Origin of the sequence: Myxococcus sp. RHSTA-1-4 (assembly GCF_020037125.1) — a bacterium.
Lineage (GTDB): Bacteria > Myxococcota > Myxococcia > Myxococcales > Myxococcaceae > Myxococcus.
In genome coordinates this window covers 82002-98813 of sequence record NZ_JAIQDG010000026.1, presented here as the reverse complement: position 1 = coordinate 98813, position 16812 = coordinate 82002, and the positions used below count along the sequence as shown (strand labels likewise).

Annotated in this window: 16 protein-coding genes; 10 read left to right on the top strand and 6 right to left on the bottom strand. The window is 70.9% G+C overall.

Going from position 1 to position 16812, the window contains the following annotated elements:
• The first annotated feature begins 157 nt into the window (after nucleotides 1-157).
• From K8638_RS30385 to K8638_RS30370, 4 genes are all read left to right on the top strand, one after another.
• Entirely contained in the window at nucleotides 158-1351 is a 1194-nt protein-coding gene (locus tag K8638_RS30385) for a metallophosphoesterase (RefSeq protein ID WP_225937722.1), read from the top strand.
• A gap of 170 nt (nucleotides 1352-1521) precedes the next feature.
• On the top strand, nucleotides 1522-2595 hold the full coding sequence (locus K8638_RS30380) for a type IV pilus twitching motility protein PilT (protein WP_223758175.1): 1074 nt from the start codon (nucleotides 1522-1524) through the stop codon (nucleotides 2593-2595).
• A gap of 380 nt (nucleotides 2596-2975) precedes the next feature.
• On the top strand, nucleotides 2976-3359 hold the full coding sequence (locus K8638_RS30375) for a hypothetical protein (protein WP_223758174.1): 384 nt from the start codon (nucleotides 2976-2978) through the stop codon (nucleotides 3357-3359).
• Nucleotides 3360-3369: 10 nt separating this feature from the next.
• Nucleotides 3370-4140, top strand: coding sequence for a DUF4157 domain-containing protein (locus K8638_RS30370; protein ID WP_223758173.1), 771 nt, complete (start codon nucleotides 3370-3372; stop codon nucleotides 4138-4140).
• Between the two features lie 15 nt (nucleotides 4141-4155).
• Here K8638_RS30370 and K8638_RS30365 read toward each other — a convergent pair whose 3' ends face one another.
• Entirely contained in the window at nucleotides 4156-4455 is a 300-nt protein-coding gene (locus tag K8638_RS30365) for a YiaA/YiaB family inner membrane protein (RefSeq protein ID WP_223758172.1), read from the bottom strand.
• Between the two features lie 108 nt (nucleotides 4456-4563).
• Between K8638_RS30365 and K8638_RS30360 the strand changes: the two genes are divergently transcribed.
• Nucleotides 4564-5439, top strand: a complete 876-nt coding sequence (locus tag K8638_RS30360) for a LysR family transcriptional regulator (protein WP_223758171.1) — start codon at nucleotides 4564-4566, stop codon at nucleotides 5437-5439.
• Between the two features lie 90 nt (nucleotides 5440-5529).
• On the opposite strand, the gene K8638_RS30355 is transcribed toward K8638_RS30360, so the two are convergent.
• Nucleotides 5530-6210, bottom strand: a complete 681-nt coding sequence (locus K8638_RS30355; RefSeq protein ID WP_223758170.1) for a LysM peptidoglycan-binding domain-containing protein — start codon at nucleotides 6208-6210, stop codon at nucleotides 5530-5532.
• Nucleotides 6211-6479: 269 nt separating this feature from the next.
• Here K8638_RS30355 and K8638_RS30350 point away from each other — a divergent pair, with 269 nt between their 5' ends.
• The 3 genes from K8638_RS30350 to K8638_RS30340 all read left to right on the top strand — a co-directional run bounded on the left by K8638_RS30350 (nucleotide 6480) and on the right by K8638_RS30340 (nucleotide 10092).
• Nucleotides 6480-7043, top strand: coding sequence for a dual specificity protein phosphatase family protein (locus K8638_RS30350; RefSeq protein ID WP_223758169.1), 564 nt, complete (start codon nucleotides 6480-6482; stop codon nucleotides 7041-7043).
• Nucleotides 7044-7055: 12 nt separating this feature from the next.
• On the top strand, nucleotides 7056-8858 hold the full coding sequence (locus K8638_RS30345) for a hypothetical protein (RefSeq protein WP_223758168.1): 1803 nt from the start codon (nucleotides 7056-7058) through the stop codon (nucleotides 8856-8858).
• Nucleotides 8859-8985: 127 nt separating this feature from the next.
• Nucleotides 8986-10092 (top strand): hypothetical protein, encoded by a 1107-nt coding sequence (locus K8638_RS30340; RefSeq protein ID WP_223758167.1) that lies wholly within the window; start codon nucleotides 8986-8988, stop codon nucleotides 10090-10092.
• Nucleotides 10093-10137: 45 nt separating this feature from the next.
• Here K8638_RS30340 and K8638_RS30335 read toward each other — a convergent pair whose 3' ends face one another.
• Complete coding sequence (locus tag K8638_RS30335) at nucleotides 10138-11328, bottom strand: hypothetical protein (RefSeq protein WP_223758166.1); 1191 nt, start codon at nucleotides 11326-11328, stop codon at nucleotides 10138-10140.
• 162 nt (nucleotides 11329-11490) lie between these two features.
• Here K8638_RS30335 and K8638_RS30330 point away from each other — a divergent pair, with 162 nt between their 5' ends.
• On the top strand, nucleotides 11491-11850 hold the full coding sequence (locus K8638_RS30330) for a hypothetical protein (RefSeq protein ID WP_223758165.1): 360 nt from the start codon (nucleotides 11491-11493) through the stop codon (nucleotides 11848-11850).
• 24 nt (nucleotides 11851-11874) lie between these two features.
• On the opposite strand, the gene K8638_RS30325 is transcribed toward K8638_RS30330, so the two are convergent.
• Both K8638_RS30325 and K8638_RS30320 read right to left on the bottom strand, forming a co-directional pair.
• Nucleotides 11875-12450 (bottom strand): hypothetical protein, encoded by a 576-nt coding sequence (locus K8638_RS30325; protein ID WP_223758164.1) that lies wholly within the window; start codon nucleotides 12448-12450, stop codon nucleotides 11875-11877.
• A gap of 228 nt (nucleotides 12451-12678) precedes the next feature.
• The gene (locus K8638_RS30320; RefSeq protein WP_223758163.1) at nucleotides 12679-14493 is read right to left on the bottom strand and encodes an acyl-CoA dehydrogenase; all 1815 of its coding nucleotides are present in this window, start codon (nucleotides 14491-14493) and stop codon (nucleotides 12679-12681) included.
• A gap of 192 nt (nucleotides 14494-14685) precedes the next feature.
• On the opposite strand from K8638_RS30320, the gene K8638_RS30315 reads away from it, so the two are divergent.
• The gene (locus K8638_RS30315) at nucleotides 14686-15303 is read left to right on the top strand and encodes a hypothetical protein (RefSeq protein WP_223758162.1); all 618 of its coding nucleotides are present in this window, start codon (nucleotides 14686-14688) and stop codon (nucleotides 15301-15303) included.
• A gap of 88 nt (nucleotides 15304-15391) precedes the next feature.
• Here K8638_RS30315 and K8638_RS30310 read toward each other — a convergent pair whose 3' ends face one another.
• Nucleotides 15392-16516, bottom strand: coding sequence for a slipin family protein (locus tag K8638_RS30310; protein WP_223758161.1), 1125 nt, complete (start codon nucleotides 16514-16516; stop codon nucleotides 15392-15394).
• Between the last annotated feature and the right edge of the window lie 296 nt (nucleotides 16517-16812).

The following is a 16812-nucleotide window of genomic DNA, read 5'->3' as shown; positions in this document are numbered from 1 at the left end:
CCCGCGAGATGGGGCGGACCTGCCGGTTCCGTACTGGGTTGACGGGCAGACAGGCGGGTTGCCGGGCGGGTGACGGAACCGGCCGTTATCTTCCGCGTCTTCGCGGCTGTGAGTCCCTGATGGAGGTCCTGTGTCCGTGGCGGAGCCGTCCCAAGGCATGGAGGAGCGCAGGTCGAGGCCACGCGTGGCCCTGGGATTGCTGCTGCGGTGGCTGATGTCGCTGGGCGGCATCCTCGCCGTCTTCGGCGGGCTGCACGCGTACATCGCCGTGCGGCTGTTCATCAGTCCGGAGCTGCCCGCGCCCTGGCCCGTGGTGGGCCCGCTGCTGGTGGCGCTCCTCTTCGTGTCGCTTCCGCTGGGCATGGCGGTGTCCCGGCGCGAGCCCACGGTGTGGACGCGGGCGCTCCAGTGGACGGCCTTCGTGTGGCTGGGGGCCTTCGGCATCTTCCTCAGCGCGGTGGTGGCGGCGGACCTCGTGGGCCTGGTGCTGAAGTGGACGGGTGTGGTGGAGGACGCGCTCGTGCTGGCGCGGGGCAAGGCGCTGGCGGTGGTGGGCCTGGCGCTGCCGGCGGTGGTGTACGCGTTCGTCACCGCGCGTGGCCGGGCGCGGGTGGAGCGGCTGACGGTGCCCATGGCCGGGCTGGAGCCGGGGCTGCACGGGCTGAAGGTGGTGCAGATTTCAGACATCCACGTGGGCCCCACGCTGGACAGGCACTGGCTGCGGCGTGTGGTGGCGCAGGTGAACGCGCTCCAGCCGGACGTGGTGGCGGTGACGGGCGACCTGGTGGACGGCCACGTGGAGGCGCTGCGTGACGAGGTGACGCCGCTGGCGGAGTTGCGCGCCTCGCTCGGCGTCTTCTACGTGACGGGCAACCACGAGTACTACCACGGGGGCCCCGCCTGGGCGGCGGAGGTGGCGCGGCTGGGGCTCACCGTCCTGCAGAACGAGCACCGCGTGGTGGAGCGCGACGGCGCCCGGCTCACCGTGGCGGGGGTGACGGACCACGACGCGGGGCACATCCACCCCGCGCACGCGAGCCGTCCGGACGTGGCGCTCGCCGGGGCACCCCGGGGCGTGCCGCGCCTGCTGCTGGCGCACCAGCCCCGCACGGCGCTCCACGTGGCCAGGGCGGGCGTGGAGGTGGACCTCCAGCTCTCCGGGCACACGCACGGCGGGCAGGTGTTCCCCTTCATGTTCTTCGTGAAGCTGCAGCAGCCGGTGGTGCGCGGGCTGGCCACCATCGCCGGGGTGCGCGTCTACACCCACCGGGGCACCGGCTACTGGGGCCCGCCGCTGCGCCTGGGGCCCGCGCCCGAAATCGCGGAGCTGACGCTCGTCATGGCGGGGTGACGGGCACCCGGTGGCCTTCCGGTCACCGGGTGCTCAAACGCAACTCCGTTCCAACCAGCAGCCGGGCGCGGCGACCCGACGCCTGCCCGGGCCCTCTCCATGCCCCTGGCCCTTCCGGAGCTTTCACCTAGAATCCGCGACCTCTGTAGCCGATGAGAGGGCTTCACCCGGTGGACCAGACGACGTTGAACAAGCTGCTCTCGGTGGGCGTGCAGAATGGCGCCTCGGACATCCACTTCCGGCCGGGAGACCCGCCCATCTACCGCGTCAACGGGGTGCTGCGGCCCCTGAAGATGGAGAAGCTGCATGCGGACCACACGAAGCAGGTGGCCATGCACATCATCAGCGACCAGTTGATGAAGGCGCAGATTGACTCCTTGCAGGAGTACGACACGTCCTACAGCGTGCAGGGCGTGGCGCGCTTCCGGGTGAACATCTACCGGCAGCGGGGCTCACTGGCGTGCATCCTGCGCATCATCCCCGACGAGATTCCCAACATCGACACGCTGGGGCTGCCGCAGGTCCTCAAGAAGATTGCGAGCAACGACCGCGGGCTGGTGCTGGTGACGGGCGCCACGGGCTCCGGCAAGAGCTCCACGCTCGCGGCGATGATTGACCACATCAACCGCAACGAGAGCCTGCACATCCTCACCATCGAGGACCCCATCGAGTTCGTCTACAAGAACATCAAGTCCTCCATCTCCCAGCGGGAGATTGGCCCGGACACGGAGAGCTTCGCCCGCGCGCTGCGCTCGGCGCTGCGGCAGGACCCGGACGTGATTCTGGTGGGCGAGATGCGCGACACGGAGACCATCGACATCGCGCTCAAGGCGTCCGAGACGGGCCACCTGGTGCTGTCCACGGTGCACACGACGGACGCGTCCCGCACCATCAACCGGCTGATTTCGGTGTTCCCCGCCGAGGAGCAGGCCATGGTGCGCATGCGCCTGGCGGACTGCCTCAAGGCCACCATCTCCCAGCGGCTCCTGCCCCGCGCCACCGGCAAGGGCCGCACCGTCGCGCTGGAAATCATGGTCCAGACGAAGTCCGTGGAGCAGTACATCCGCGAGGACCGCGCCAACGAGCTGAAGGACGTCATCGAGAAGGGCCGCGACATGTTCGGCATGCAGTCCTTCGACCAGCACCTGACCCAGCTCTACCGCGAGGGCATCATCACCCTGGAGACGGCGCAGAGCGCGGCCACCAACCCGGCCGACTTCCAGCGCGCGCTCGAGTTCGAGTGAGCCTTCGCGCCCTGCCTCCCGGTGCCATGGAGGTGTGAAGGGCAGGGTGGGTCCATTACGCTCCAGTCCAGGCGGTCAGTGGTCAATTTTGACTCGCTGAACGGGTTTTCAATGGACGGAGGTACCATCGGTGTGGCCGACCTCGGGGGAGCGGGGTCTCCTCGGCCGTTTGCGCACGAATTGAAGCAAAGTTTGATATTTCCGCTATCGCTGGTTACTCTGTGGGTGTGTCCCGCGCCCTCGCCCCTTGTTCGAGTCGTCTGGAGTCCCTCCCCGTCCACGGCCTGACGGAGGTTGGCGCACTGCGTCTGCCGCTGGCTTCGGGTGAGGCGCCTGGCCGGGTGCGCCATGGCGCACCGCCTTCCGGGGCGCCTCGCGTCATGCTGGTGTCGGAAGCGCCGCTGCTGAGGCTGGCCATTGGCCGGGAGCTGGCGTCGGGCTTCGAGCTGGCGCATGCGCTGGGCACCGCGTCGGCGGATCGGCGGCTGGATGCCGGCACGCTTCCGGACGCGCTCGTCATCGACCTGGACACCTCCGAGCGCTCCGCCGTGCCGGCCTTCCTCGTCCGGCTGGTGGAGCGGGGCTTCACGGGGCCGCGCATCCTCGTGTCGGCGCACTTCCGTCCGGAGCTGGCGGCGTCCTACAGCGCTTCCTGCCTCACCCACTTCGCGCTGGCGCGTCCGTGGCATCCCGGTGCGCTCCGCGCGCTCGTGGAGACGGTGCTGGGGGTGAACGGCTCACGCGCCGCCATGGGCGGCGCCTGAGGTCCTCGCGGTGAGCCGCGTGCCCTCGCTTCCGGACCGGTTGGTGGATGCGGGCCATGGCCTGCTGACGGGAGTGGCGAGCGCATCGCTGGGCGTGGCGCGGAGCGTGGGTGTGGTGCTGGCGTCGCTCGCCGGAGGCGCGTCGCAGTGTGTCCGTGGCCGTCCGCGCGAGGGGCTGTCCCGGCTGGGACGTGGGCTGACGCGCGTGGTGCAGCTCCCGTCGGACACGGTGCTGATGCTGGCCGGGCGCGTGCTCAGCGCGGTGCAGGTGCTGGCCGGGGTGGAGGTGCCGGGCCGCCGCCTCACGGATGAGGAGGTGACGCGGCTTCACGCCATCTTCGGGGAGAGCCTCGACTACGGGCGGGTGCGGGTGAAGGCGGGGCGGTTGGGGTTGCTGGGGCTGACGGGGCGGGCCTTCGCGCACGGCAACACCCTCTTCGTGCCGGGGCGGGACACGGTGGAGTTCGGGCTGCTGGTGCACGAGCTGACGCACGTGTGGCAGCACCAGCACGGCGGCACCGCGTACCTCGGCGCCGCGCTCGCCGCGCAGTGGTGGGGGGACGGCTACGACTGGCGCAAGGCGGTGAGCCGCCACCTGCGCTGGGCGGAGCTCAACCCGGAGCAACAGGCGCAGCTCATCGAGGACGCCGCCCTGTCGGGCCTGATTCCGCCCATCGTGCCGCTCCCGCCGCGTGCGCGGCTGAAGGGGTGGACGGAGGCGGCGTTGCCGCTGCTGGACGAGGCACTCATCTGTCTGCACACCGGCCGCGGCGCGCCCTGAGCGTCAGGTCCGGCCTCACAGCTTCGGCGGCGCCACCGGGTCGTGCTCGGAGAGGAGCCGGGCCACGCGGGCCTCGTCGATGCGCGTGCCGAGCTGCTCCATCTCGTGCTGGTCGCGAACCGTCTTGGACAGGCTGAAGGTGGAGCCCACCGTGAAGAGCAGCCCCATGCCCAGGAAGGACTTCACCCAGATGTCCACCGGCAGGTTCCAGATGCCCACCGCCGTCACTCCGACGGACAGGACGAAGGACAGCCAGGTCTGGGCGACCCAGGCGGAGCTGTGGGGGACGACGACCTTCGGCGTGGCGCGGGACATGCGTGCTTCCTCCTCGGAGCGAGCCGTGCTCGCTGATGGGAGAACCATGCACCTTCCGCTCGTAAAGCGCATGGAACGAATCCAGCGCGGATTGATAACCTGGAGTGAATGATTCAGCTCCAGCGGCTCGAGGGCTTCTACCGGGTGGCGCGCGCGGAAGGGTACGCACGCGCGGCGCGCTCATTCCCCTATCCGATAACGCAGCCGGGGGTGCACCAGCAGGTGAAACGGCTGGAGGACGAAGTGGGCGTGCCCCTCTTCGAGCGCGTGGGCAAGGACCGCGTGGTGCTCACGCCGGAGGGCCGCGCGCTGTACGCGCACGTGGCGCCCTTCCTCGAAGGGCTGGACGCCGTGGTGCAGTCGCTGCGCAAGGGCGAGGTGGGCGGCACGCTGCGAGTCCACGCCTCCGGCCACGTGCTGCGCCACCTGCTGCCGGCATGGCTGCGACGGCTCCAGGCGAAGCGGCCGGACATCGAGGTGGCCCTCTTCGAGTCCAAGGTGCCCGCGCTGGACGTGCTGCGCTCCGGTGACACGGACCTGGTGGTGGACCACCTGCCGGAGGTGCCGGACGATGTGGAGGCGCGCGAGGTGGGGCGGACGTACCCGTTCCTCGTGCTGCCCTCGCACCATCCCCAGGCGAAGAGCCGGCAGGTGCGGCTGGCGGAGCTGCGCGACGACGCCTTCATCGCCTACAGCACGGACCGGCACCTGCGGGAATTGCAGCTCGCGGAATTGGCGCGCGTGGGCGTGAAGCCGAAGCGGCTGCACGCGGCGGACTCGTCGGAGACCATCCTCGGCTTCGTGGCGGCGGGGCTGGGCTATTCGCTGCTGGCCTCGCTGCTGCCCGGAGGCCCCCGCGAGGCGGGCGTGGTGGCTCGTCCCCTGCCTGGCACTCCCACCGGCACCATCCACGCCGCGTGGCGGAAGTCCGCGACCCGCAGCCCCATCCTCCAGGCCGCGCTGGCGCTCGCGCCGAAGCCGTAGCCGCGCCCGGAACGCCGACGGGGCCCCGCGCCCGCCCGGAAGGACGGACCCGGAGCCCCGCGGGGACTCCATAACCTGCGCGCGGAAAGCTCAGCCGCGGTGCTGGTGGATGGCCATGATGGGGTAGTTCATCGAGCGGATGGTGACGCGCTGCGAGCCATCCGCGTTGACGTTGTTGGAGCCGATGAACTGGGGCTTGCCGTCCTTCCAGCCCGCGAACATCACCACGTGCTGGCCGCCCGGCGTCTTCATGGACACCACGTCACCGGGCTTCGCGTCCTTCAGGGACACGCGCTTGAAGTCCGGGTCGTTGTCCAGCTTCTTCATCAGGCCCATCACGCTGTTGTCGTGCTGCTTGTCGGTGATGAGCCCCGCCTGCTCCAGGCACGCGGAGACGAAGTTGGCGCAGTTGACGTTGTTGGGGACCCAGTCCTCCATGTTCTTGCCCACGCCGCTCTTCTCCAGCTTGAGCGAGCCCGCGTTCTTGCCCAGGTGCGACTTCGCGATGTCGAAGGCGCTGCCGGTGGGGGCGTTGCCGCCGTTCGTTCCGGTGGTGCCGCTCGTGCCCTGCGGACGCGAGCCGGAGGAGGGCTTCGTGCCCTTCGGCGGGTCGAACCCGTCGGTGGCGCCCGGGATGCTCAGCGACTTGCCGGCGTAGATGAGGTTCGCGTTCTTGATCTGCGGGTTGGCCTTCATCAGCGCGCCGACGGTGGTGCCGTACCGCTTGGCGATGCCGGACAGCGTGTCACCGGACTTGATGCGGTAGCTCATGGGGGGCTCCGAGGAGGCAGGGGACGCGGGGGCGTCACGGGTGGGACCTGCAACCATTCTCGAAGCCTGTGAATTGAAGTTGCGCACCCTCTGCGTTTTTTACCTACAGCCAAGGGGAGCAGCCTCAGTGTGGAGTCCCTCCCTCGGGAGTTTCGGGGCCTTTGGGCAGGGATTCCGGACAGTGGGGGGGGCCACCCGCCGTGTCCGGAAGCAGCCGGGGAACCGGAGGCCCCTCCCGGGAGGGGGCCGGAGTCCCTACCCTGCGGCGTATGAGCGAGTCATTCCGCAGGCTCAACCTGGACTGGGTGCTGCCCTCGCTGGCGGTGGGAGGCCGCTTCCCCATCGAGGCGGCGGAGCACCTCGCCCGGAAGCTCGGCATCCGCTACGTGGTGGACGTTCGCGTGGAGGAGCGCGACGACGAGCACGTGCTGCGCGAGCACGGCATCACCCTGCTGCACCTGCCCACGGAGGACATGCGCGCCATCCGCCGCGACATGATTGACGACGGTGTCGCGTGGGTGACGGAGCAGATTGGCCACGGCCACAAGGTCTACATCCACTGTGAGCACGGGGTGGGGCGCAGCGCGCTGCTGGCGCTGTGCTGCATGGTGGCGCTGGGGCACCCGCCGCTGGAGGCGCTGGCACTGGCCAAGCGGCAGCGCTGGCAGGTGTCGCCCAGCCCGGAGCAGCTCCGGACCTTCATGGACTGGACGGAGGCCTGGCGTGCGCGGCACGGGCTGACGTGGAGCATGCCCACCTTCAACGAGTTGGCCGACCTCGCCTACAGCCACCTGCGCAATCCGCCGCCCGCCGGCGCCGACAACCACGACTGATTCCGGAGCGTCATGTTGGTGTACGGAGACCACCCGCGAGAGGTGGACGCCGTGGCGGAGGCGCGGGCGCTCGTCACCACGAGGGCGGAGGTGCGGGCGCTGCCGCCGGGCCTGTCCCGTCACGCCGCGCTGGTGTCGCTGCTCATCCGCGTGGGCGAGTGGGCGCAGGGCGTGCTGGACGCCGAGCATCAGCGGCGCGGCGGTGACGGGGACACGCCGCTGGCTCGTGCGTGCGAGGCCGCGCTGCTGGCGCTGGGACACGCGGTGGCCGCATCCTGGTCGGACGGCTTCCGCGCGGACCTGGAGACGCTGGGGCCGCTGCTGGAGGTGCTCGAAGGGCTGGCGCCGCGCGAGCCCGTGCGGTGCAAGGTGCCGGAGGGTTATGCCTTCTACGCGCTCTACCCGGAGGCGTATCTGGAAGCGGCGAGGGCGGTGCCGGCGGACGGACGTCCCTGGCGCGTCATCGGCATCCGCGGCATCGGCACGGGGCTGGCGGGCGTGGTGGCCGCGGGGTTGGGCACGGAGGTGCTGTGCACCGTCCGCCCGGGAGGGCACCCCTTCGAGCGCACGCTGTCGCTGTCACCGGAGCGGGCCGCGCGGCTGGCGGAGGAGGCGCGCGCGGGCTGGCGCTTCGCGGTGGTGGACGAGGGGCCGGGCCTGTCGGGCTCCTCGTTCGGCGCGGTGGCGGACTTCCTGGAGTCACATGGTGCGGCGCCGGAGTCGGTGACCTTCTTCCCGAGTCACGCGGGGGACCTGGGGCCCCAGGCACAGGCACGGCACCGCGAGCGCTGGGCCCGAGCCGGCAAGTGCGTGGTGGACTTCGAGCCGCTGCTGCTGCGTCTGGCCGAGCCGTCGCACGCGCTGGCCCGCTGGGTGGAGGACCTCACCGGACAGGCGGAGGCTCCGCTGGAGGACGTGGGGGGCGGAGGCTGGCGGCGGTTGCTGCTGCCGGAAGCGGAGTGGCCGCCGGTGCACCTGTGGCAGGAGCGGCGCAAGTACGTGTCGCGAGCGGGCGGACGGCGCTGGCTGCTGAAGTTCGCGGGGCTGGGGGCTCATGGTGCACGCGCATGCCTCCATGCGCGCGCGCTGGCGGAGGCGGGCTTCGGCGTGCCGGTGGCGGGGCTGCGGCACGGCTTCCTGGTGCAGCCCTGGCTGGAGGAGGCACGGCCGCTGAGCATGGCCTCGAGCGGCGTGGAGCGCCAGGCGCTGGTGGAGCGCGTGGGGGCGTATCTCGGCTTCCGCTCCCACCACTTCGGCCCGGTGGGTGACGAGTGCGGGGCATCACCGCGCGAGTTGTGGGAGATGGCGCGCTACAACACGGAAGCCGCGCTGGGGCGCGAGGTGGCATCCGCGCTGGAGGCATGGGAGCCACGGCTGGACGGACTGGCGCGCGAAATCCGCCGGACGGTGACGGACAACCGGATGCACGCGTGGGAATGGCTGGTGCTGCCAGGGGGGCGTGTGCTGAAGGCGGACGGAGTGGACCACCACCGGGGGCATGACCTGGTGGGGTGTCAGGACCTGGCGTGGGACCTGGCGGGAGCGGCGGTGGAGCTGTCGCTGGACGCGGACGCACTGGGCGCGCTGTGCACGGCGGTGGAGTGCCACAAGGGCCATGTGCCATCGCCCGGCGTGCTGCGCTTCCACCGGCACGCGTACCTCGCCTTCCAGCTCGGCCACCATGCGCTGGCGGCGGCGTCCTATGACACCCGCGCGCCGGACGAGGCCGCGCGCCTGCGCCGGGCGGCGGACCGCTACGCGGCGCTGCTGCGGAGCGAGCTGGCGGCCTTCTCCGCGAGTGTCAGGGCACGCTGAGCGCGGGCCCACATGCCGGGGCGCGTCACCGAGCCCGGAGCCGCGACATGGCCGCTGCAAGACGGGAGAAGCCAGTGCCGGCGCCAAGAGGCTTGAACCGGACGGGTGGGCCGCGCATGGTGCCAGCGTGAGCACCCTCATTCCACACCCCGACTTCAAGGCCGCGCGGTTCGCCCAGTGCCCGGACGCGCGCTTCCAGCCTGCTCCCGCGGACGGCGTCCTGCCGGAGGGCTTCTTCTCCACCACCAACCTCCCCACCTACGTGCGCGTGGACGGCGTCTGGCGCATGCCCCGCGAGCCCCGCATGGACTGCGCGCTGGTGCTGGACGCGCAGGGCGAGCTGTGGGCGCGCGAGGGCCGGCGCGTGCGCGCGGGCGAGCGCGTGGTGGTGGGCCACGCCGAGGACGGCAGCGAGGGCGTGTACGTGAACCTGGCCTGGCTCTCCGAGGGCGGGGAGGGTGAGTTCAAGTTCATGACGAGCGAGGTGTCGCGCGAGAAGCCCATCGACTACGCGCACATGGCGCGGCTGCTGGTGGATGAGCGCGAGCGGGGCGGCTACCCGGTGTGGGTGACGGGGCCGGCGCTGGTGCACTCGCGGGCGCGCGTGGACATGACGTGGTTCATCGCCAACGGCTTCGTGGGAGCGCTGCTGGCGGGCAACGCGGTGGCGGTGCACGACATCGAGGCGTCCATCTTCAACACCACGCTGGGGATGAGCGGCTCGGGTGAGGCCACCTCGGGCGGCCACGGCCTGCACATGCGCGCCATCAACAAGGTGCGCGCGGCGGGCTCCATCTCGAAGGCGGTGGAGGCGGGGGTGATTACCAATGGCATCATGCACGCGTGTGTGGTGCACAAGGTGCCCTTCGTGCTGACGGGCTCCATCCGCGACGACGGGCCGCTGCCGGACGTCATCACCGACAACCTGTCCGCGCAGGACGCCATGCGCCGTCACGCGGTGAAGGCCTCCATGGTGGTGATGATTGCCACCGCGCTGCACTCCATCGCCACCGGCAACATGCTGCCGTCGTTCGTCACGGAGAAGGACGGCAGCCTGCGCGAGCTGCCCACCATCTGCGTGGACTCGTCCGAGTTCGTGGTGAGCAAGCTGAAGGACCGCGGCACGCACCAGGCCTTCGGCGTGGTGACGAACGCGCAGGACTTCATGCACATCCTGCGGCTGTACGTGGAGCGTGAGCTGGCGGCGCGGGGCAAGGCCCCGAAGGGCGTCTGAGGACACGCGAGGGGAACGGCGCGTCACCGTTCCCCTCGCCGTGCGTCACTTGCAGGACTGCGCGCCGATGGGACGGCAGACACCGTCCACGCAGGTGCCGGAGAGGTAGCAGTTCTCTTCGACCTCGCACGGCTCCCCCAGGCGAACGGTGGGCACGCAGGTCTGTGTCGCGGAGGCGCAGACCAGCCCCGGGCCGCAGAGCGCGTCCGCGCAGGACTCACCCTGGCGCGGCGCCGGCCGGCACGTACCCCACGCGCTCCCGTCGGACTTCGCGCCGGGGCAGTCCATGCCGGTCTCGCACTCGAAGGGACCGCGGCAGGCGGCGCCCGCTCCGCGCCTGGGGCGGCAGGTGCCGGGCTGGCGGCTGTCGCCATCGCAGAACAGCTCGTCACGGCACTCCTGCGTTCCAAAGCGGCCGAGGCCCGGGGCCGTACAGGACTCGCCCTCGCCCCGGGGCTTCTGGCAGCGGCCGTCCCGGCAGAACAGGGACCAACCACACCGCGCGCCCTCGTAGTCGTCGCATGCCTCGCCCTCGCGGCTCATGGGCTGACAGGTTCCGTGCGTTCGACTGGCCTGGTCACACCACGTACCCTGGTCGCAGACGCCCACCGGAATGCCATCCTCGGCTCCGCAGCGCGCTCCCTCGCCTCCGGGCGTGAGGCACCTGCCGCCGATGAGGACGGTGCCCGGCGGGCACGCGTCGGTCGCGAGGATGAACTCCGGTAGCGGCTCCCGCCGGCACGCACCTCCGCAGGTCCAGGGGAGCGCGTCGCAATACGCGCCGTCGCGGCACTCGGTGCTCCACTGGCACGTCCCTCCGTCCTCGACCTGTCCCAGGAGGAAGCGGCACTGCGTGTCGTACTCGATGCCCCGGTTCCGCATGGGCAGGCTGACCGGGGTGTCCTCACAGCTCCCACCGCGGAGGTGTTCCACGCACTGCCTGGCCACGTCCGCGTCGTAGCGCACGCGTCCGTCCGTGAGCGCGGCGTCGTGCCGCGTGCCCAGCCCGACCTGCCTCACGAAGCCCGAGGACAACTCCTGCGCCTGACAGCGCTCCCGGTCCTCGATGAGCCCACAGCGCGCGTACCGCTCGCACAGGGCCTCGGCGGCCTTCGCATTGAAGTCCGCCCGCTCCACGGGGACGGTCTCCTCCACGACGCCCCCGCCACCGTCGCTCCCGCCACACGCCGCCAGTCCCGCCCACATCACCGCCAGTACCACGTGCCATCCGCGCATCGCTCGCTCGTTCCCGGGAGGGGACCGGCCCCCTTGCCCCTGGAGGGGTATACGGAGCGAGCCCCGTTTCCTGGCTGGCGGGCCGGGCGAACGATACGACGCCATCAGGCTGTCGCGATGCTATGTCACCGGCCCGCTCATCGAGGGCGCCAGGAGCCGTGCGTGACGAAGGAAGACGTCTCTCAGGCCATCTCCATCGAGGTCAACGCCATCCTCAAGGCGGGCTGGGAGCTACGCAGGGACGCAGGAGCGCTGGTCGTCACCGGTCCCGACGACCGTGACTTCATGGGAGAGATGTGGCGCATCGCCCGCTTCGTGGCCTACGACGACTTCGTCTCCATCGAGCGCACGAAAGAGGTCGGCCGAGCCTACAAGGTGACCTCGCGGTCGAACGCCGGTGTTGGATTCGAGTTGCTCATCCGCGCGCGGACGTTGGCCACGCCGATGCAGCCAGAGGCGGCCTCCCAGCCGGGAGCGAGCCCGGGGCCGTCGTCGAGCACCTCCAGCACCAGCCGCTCGTGAGCCGGGGCGACGCGCACCCGGTGCTCAGCGAGACGCCAGCCGGCCCTGGGTGTCGATGAAGAACGCGCCCTCGCCCGCGGCGACCTGCACGCCGTGCGGCTCCTCCTCGATGCGCCACACGGGCCCGTCGACGGTCCACGCGCGCTCCGTGCCCAGCTCCAGCACGCGTCCCTCCATCGTGCCCGCGTAGCGCGAGGTCAGCACCGTGTACGTGGCGTCCGCAGGCAGCACCTTCGCGAGCAGGTCCAGGCGCTCCACGTACTCGGCGGTGCTCGCGTCCTCGGCGGCCGGCAGCGTGTGCCAGCCCACGTCGAGCACGGGCTCCAGCTCGAAGGCTGCGTCGACGGAGACGATGCCCGCGTCGGTGGCCGCGAAGAGCCGCTCTCCGGCAACCTCCAGCGCGAGGCACGAGGTGCCCGGCAGCCCCTCCTCCGTGCCCAGCACCCGCACCGGCTGGCCGCCGGAGGTGAGCACCTCCAGGCCCTCCGAGGTGCAGGCGACGAGGTGGCCCGCGAAGGGCGCCAGCTCGTACACGGCCCCTTCCTGCGTGGCCGGAGAGGAGAGGGCGAGGGCGGCGGCGATGGACAGTGCGGAGAGCATGACACCCGCACCCATTGCGAACCCCGGGCCAGTGCTCAGGCCCCCAAGAGGACGCGGGGATGCGGGCCCTGTCACCACAGTGGGACTCCCAGGCGTCTCCCCTCGGCCACGGGTGCGGCCGGGGGACAACACGTCACCGCGCCGGAACGGCTCCTCCGGCACCGACATCCGGCCCGGGCCGCCCGCCTCCACCAGGTGGGCGAAGCCGGGGAGCACCTCGCGGCGATGTCAGAACGACTCTTCCGGCACCTCCATCAGGTCCAGGTTGCCCGCCTCCACCATGCGGGCGGCGTGGGCGAGGCCGGGGAGCACCTCGTGGCAGTACCACCGGGCGCTGGCGAGCTTGCCCACGTAGAAGGCCTTGTCGCCGGGGTTCTCCTTCATCCGCTCCAGGGCCACCTGCGCATGGCGCACCAGCAGCCAGCCGATGACCAGCTCCGCCACCGACATCAGCACGCGGTTGCCTTGCAGGCCCACGTGGTAGACGGACTCGCCCAGCTTGCCCATCAGCGTGCCGAGCATCGTCTCCACGTCTCCCAGCGCCCGGCCCAGCGCGGCGCGCTCGGCTTCCAGCTCCTTGCCGCCGCCGTCACCCTCGGCCGTCTGGCGCACCTGGGCCAGCAGTCCCTGGAGCGTCGCCCCGCCGTCGCGCGCCACCTTGCGCATCAGCAAGTCCAGCGCCTGGATGTGCGTGGTGCCCTCGTAGAGCGTGTCGATTTTCTGGTCCCGGATGTACTGCTCCACCGGGTAGTCCGTCAGGTAGCCCGAGCCGCCGTGCACCTGGAGCGACAGCGCCAGCAGCTCGTACGCCTTCTCCGAGCAGTAGCCCTTCACCAGCGGCAGCAGCATGTCGTTGAGCGTGTCCAGCTCGCCGGCCTCGGTGGCGCGGTGGCCGCCCTTCAGCTCCACGCCGTCCTGGACGGAGGCGGTGTAGAGACACAGCGCGCGCATGCCCTCCGCGTGGGCCTTCTGCGCCATCAGCATGCGGCGCACGTCCGGGTGGCGGAAGATGGGCACGCGCGGCGCCGTCTTGTCGCGCGCCTGCAGGAGGTCCGCGCCCTGGAGGCGGTCCTTCGCGAAGGCCAGCGCGCGCTCGTAGCCGGCGGACAGCGTGGCCATGGACTTCACGCCCACCGCCATGCGCGCCTGCTCGATGACGTAGAACATCTGCCGCATGCCGTCGTGCACCTCGCCCAGCAGGAGGCCCCGCGCCGGCTTCCCGTCGCCGAACGTCAGCTCGCAGGTGACGGAGCCCTTCAGCCCCATCTTCTTCTCCAGCTTGGTGCACACCACGCCGTTGAGCTCGCCGAGGCTGCCGTCCTCCTCCACCCAGTACTTGGGCACCACGAAGAGTGACAGGCCCTTGGTGCCCGGTCCCGCGCCCTCCGGCCGCGCCAGCACCATGTGGACGATGTTCTCGGCCATGTCCGACTCGCCGTTGGTGATGAAGCGCTTGACGCCCTCAATCTCCCAGACCTCGCCGCCCACGTGGCGCGCCTTCGTGCGCGCGGCGCCCACGTCGCTGCCGGCGTCCGGCTCGGTCAGCACCATGGAGCCGCTCCAGCGGCGCTCCACCATGTGCGGCAGGAAGCGGCGCTTCTGCGCGTCCGTGCCCAGCCGGTCGATGATGCGCGCGAGCAGGTTTCCCAGCGTGTAGAAGGCCAGCGACGCGTTGGCGCCCGCCAGCAACTCGAACGCGGCCCAGCCCAGCGACGGCGGCGCGCCCAGGCCTCCCAGGTGTGGCGGCTGCTCCAGCAGGTGCATGCCCGCGTCGTAGAAGGCCCCCATCGCGCCCTTCAGGCCCGGCGGCAGCGTCACCTTCCCGCCCTCCAGCTTCGGAGGGTTGTGCTCGGCCTCGTCGAAGGAGGCGGCCAGCTCGCCCGTGCAGAGCTGGGCGAAGGTCTGGAGCATCTGCCGCGCGGCCGTCTCGTCCAGGTCGCCGAAGGGCGCGCGGCCGAGCGACGTGCGGCCGATGTCGAGGAACTCGAAGAGGTTGAACTCGATGTCGCGCAGGTTGGGGACGTAGTGGCTCGGAGACGTCATCGCGGGCTCCTCTTCAGTCGGTGCGGGAGCGGTGAAGCTAGTCGAGGTTGATTCGCGAGTCAGTCCTCAATGGGGGTGTGTATTCACCCATGGTGAATATTGATGGAAATATGAGTGAAACATGTTTAACGTCTAAAAGCCGTCATTCGCGACGGCTAGACCGGCTCGGTTTCCGAGCCCTGGGGGCCACTCATGACGCATCGTTCTGTCTTCCGTTCGTTGGGGTTGTTGGCCGCGGTGTGCGCGGGCTTTCCGCTGACGGCCGCGGCGCAGACGCAGGTGTGTGACGACAACGCGCGTGCGGCGTACCAGAGCGCGGTGGACGCCGGTGCCTCGGAGGCGGAGCTGGAGGCGCAGTTCGGCCGGTGTCGCGAGTCGACGACGCAGGGCGTGACGGCGACCATCTACAACTTCAACAGCTGGTACGAGAAGATGAATGGCTGCGGCCTGCACCCGCAGCAACGGCGCGCCGCCTGTGACGTGGAGATCCGCCAGAACTTCGGCTACGGCGCGTTCCCCACGGGCAGCAACGAGTACGTGCTCTTCTGCTTCGACTGCGACCTCAACGGCACCTTCGAGTACGCCACGATGGGCGGCGTCCACGTGACGAACAACATCTCGCCGCAGGGCCCGTCCTGGTACCACTCGGCCAACGCGCTGGCGACGAACGCGCCGACCACGTGCGCGTGGAACAGCGGCCGGACCATCCGGATGCGCGCCATCCTGTCCTGGGCCGCCCGGCCGACGAGCTGCGCGTACAAGCCCATCTGGGGAAGCTGGATGGACTTCCAGGCCCGCCTGGACCCGTGAGCCTCGCGTAGCGCTGGCTTGAAAGCACGAAGGGCCTCCGGGGTGTGTTCCCCGGAGGCCCTCCGTATTTCAGCCTGTCACGCCAGTCTCAGGAGCCCTTGAGCTGCAGCGTGGGCACGGCGCCCTCGCCGAGCACCAGGTGCACCTGGCCGACCTTGGACGCCAGGTCCTTGTACGCCTCGAGCTCCTTGAGGCGCACCAGCAGCGGGTTCTCCGCCAGCACCTTCGCCGTCTGCGCCATGGAGCGCGTGGCGGCCGTCTCCTCGCGCCGCAGGATGACGTTGGCCTCCGCCTCCTTCTGCGCCTGGATGACGCGGTTGAGCAGCTCCTTCATCTCGCCCGGCAGCACGACGTCCTTGATGCCGAAGCGCAAGAGCTCCAGGCCCACCGTGTCGGCGCGGCCCTTCACGTCGGCGTAGAGGCCCTCGGCCACCGCCTCGCGGGACGCGAGCAGCTCGTCCAGCGTGCGCTCCGCCACGGCCTCGCGCGCCGCCAGCTGCATGGCGAGGTAGAGGACGTCATCCGGAGAGCGGGCCACCACCGCGAGCCGGCGCGCGTCCGCCACGCGGAAGGCCGCGGAGAGGTTGAGGCGCAGCGTGACGCGGTCCTTCGTCATCACCTCCTGGCCGGTGACGTGGAGCAGGCGCTCGCGCAGGTCGATGAGGGCGAGCTGCACCTTGCGCGCCACCGTCCACGCCGCGTGACGGCCGGCGGGGAGCACCGCGTCCAGGGTGCCGTCCACGTAGCGCAGCACGACACTGCCCTCCGCGGCGGTGGCCTCGACGTAGTCACTGGCGGGCACCAGGGCGCGCACGTCGTCGCGCAGCGGCGCCGTGGCGATGCCGGAGGTGTCCACGCGCTCCACGCGCACGGACGGCGCGGCGGGCACGAGGGCGCGGCCGGGGATGCGCTCCACCGTCCACACCTGGTGCTGGCCGCGGCCGAGCCACTTCACGGGGCGGCCCTTGTGGAAGAGGACGGCGCGCTCGTCGGCGCCGAGCTCCACCACCTGGAGGTCCGCCTCGGGCACGAGGCCGAGCAGGGCGGTGTCGAGGTTGGCGAGGGGCTGCTCGGTGCTCACGCGCACCAGCCGCACCTTGCGGAAGGGGTAGACCAGCCAGTACCGGCCGGGCACGAGGTAGCGCGACGGCTGCTCGTCCACCAGGACGAAAGCCCGCTCGTTCTGCCCGACATCCACACGCATGATGCTCATCGCGCACCTCCCTTCTCCCCGCTTCGGGGAGCTTCGAGACCGGGACCTGTGAGTGCGCGGCATCGCGCGGGAGTCCCGGGTACTTCCGAAAAAGTGAGAGCCCCACCCTTCACGGATGTGAAGCGCCGGCTGCGTGCCCTGACCGCTTCCCGCCTTCCCGCGCCTGTGGGCCGGGCTGCGTCCACGGACGGCGGCAGGTGCTCCCGCTGACGGCTCGGGGTGGACCTGTCGCCCTGGCGGACGGCCGGGCATCACCGCGGGGGAGGGTGGAAGTGGAGGGCCAGCGTCCGCATCAG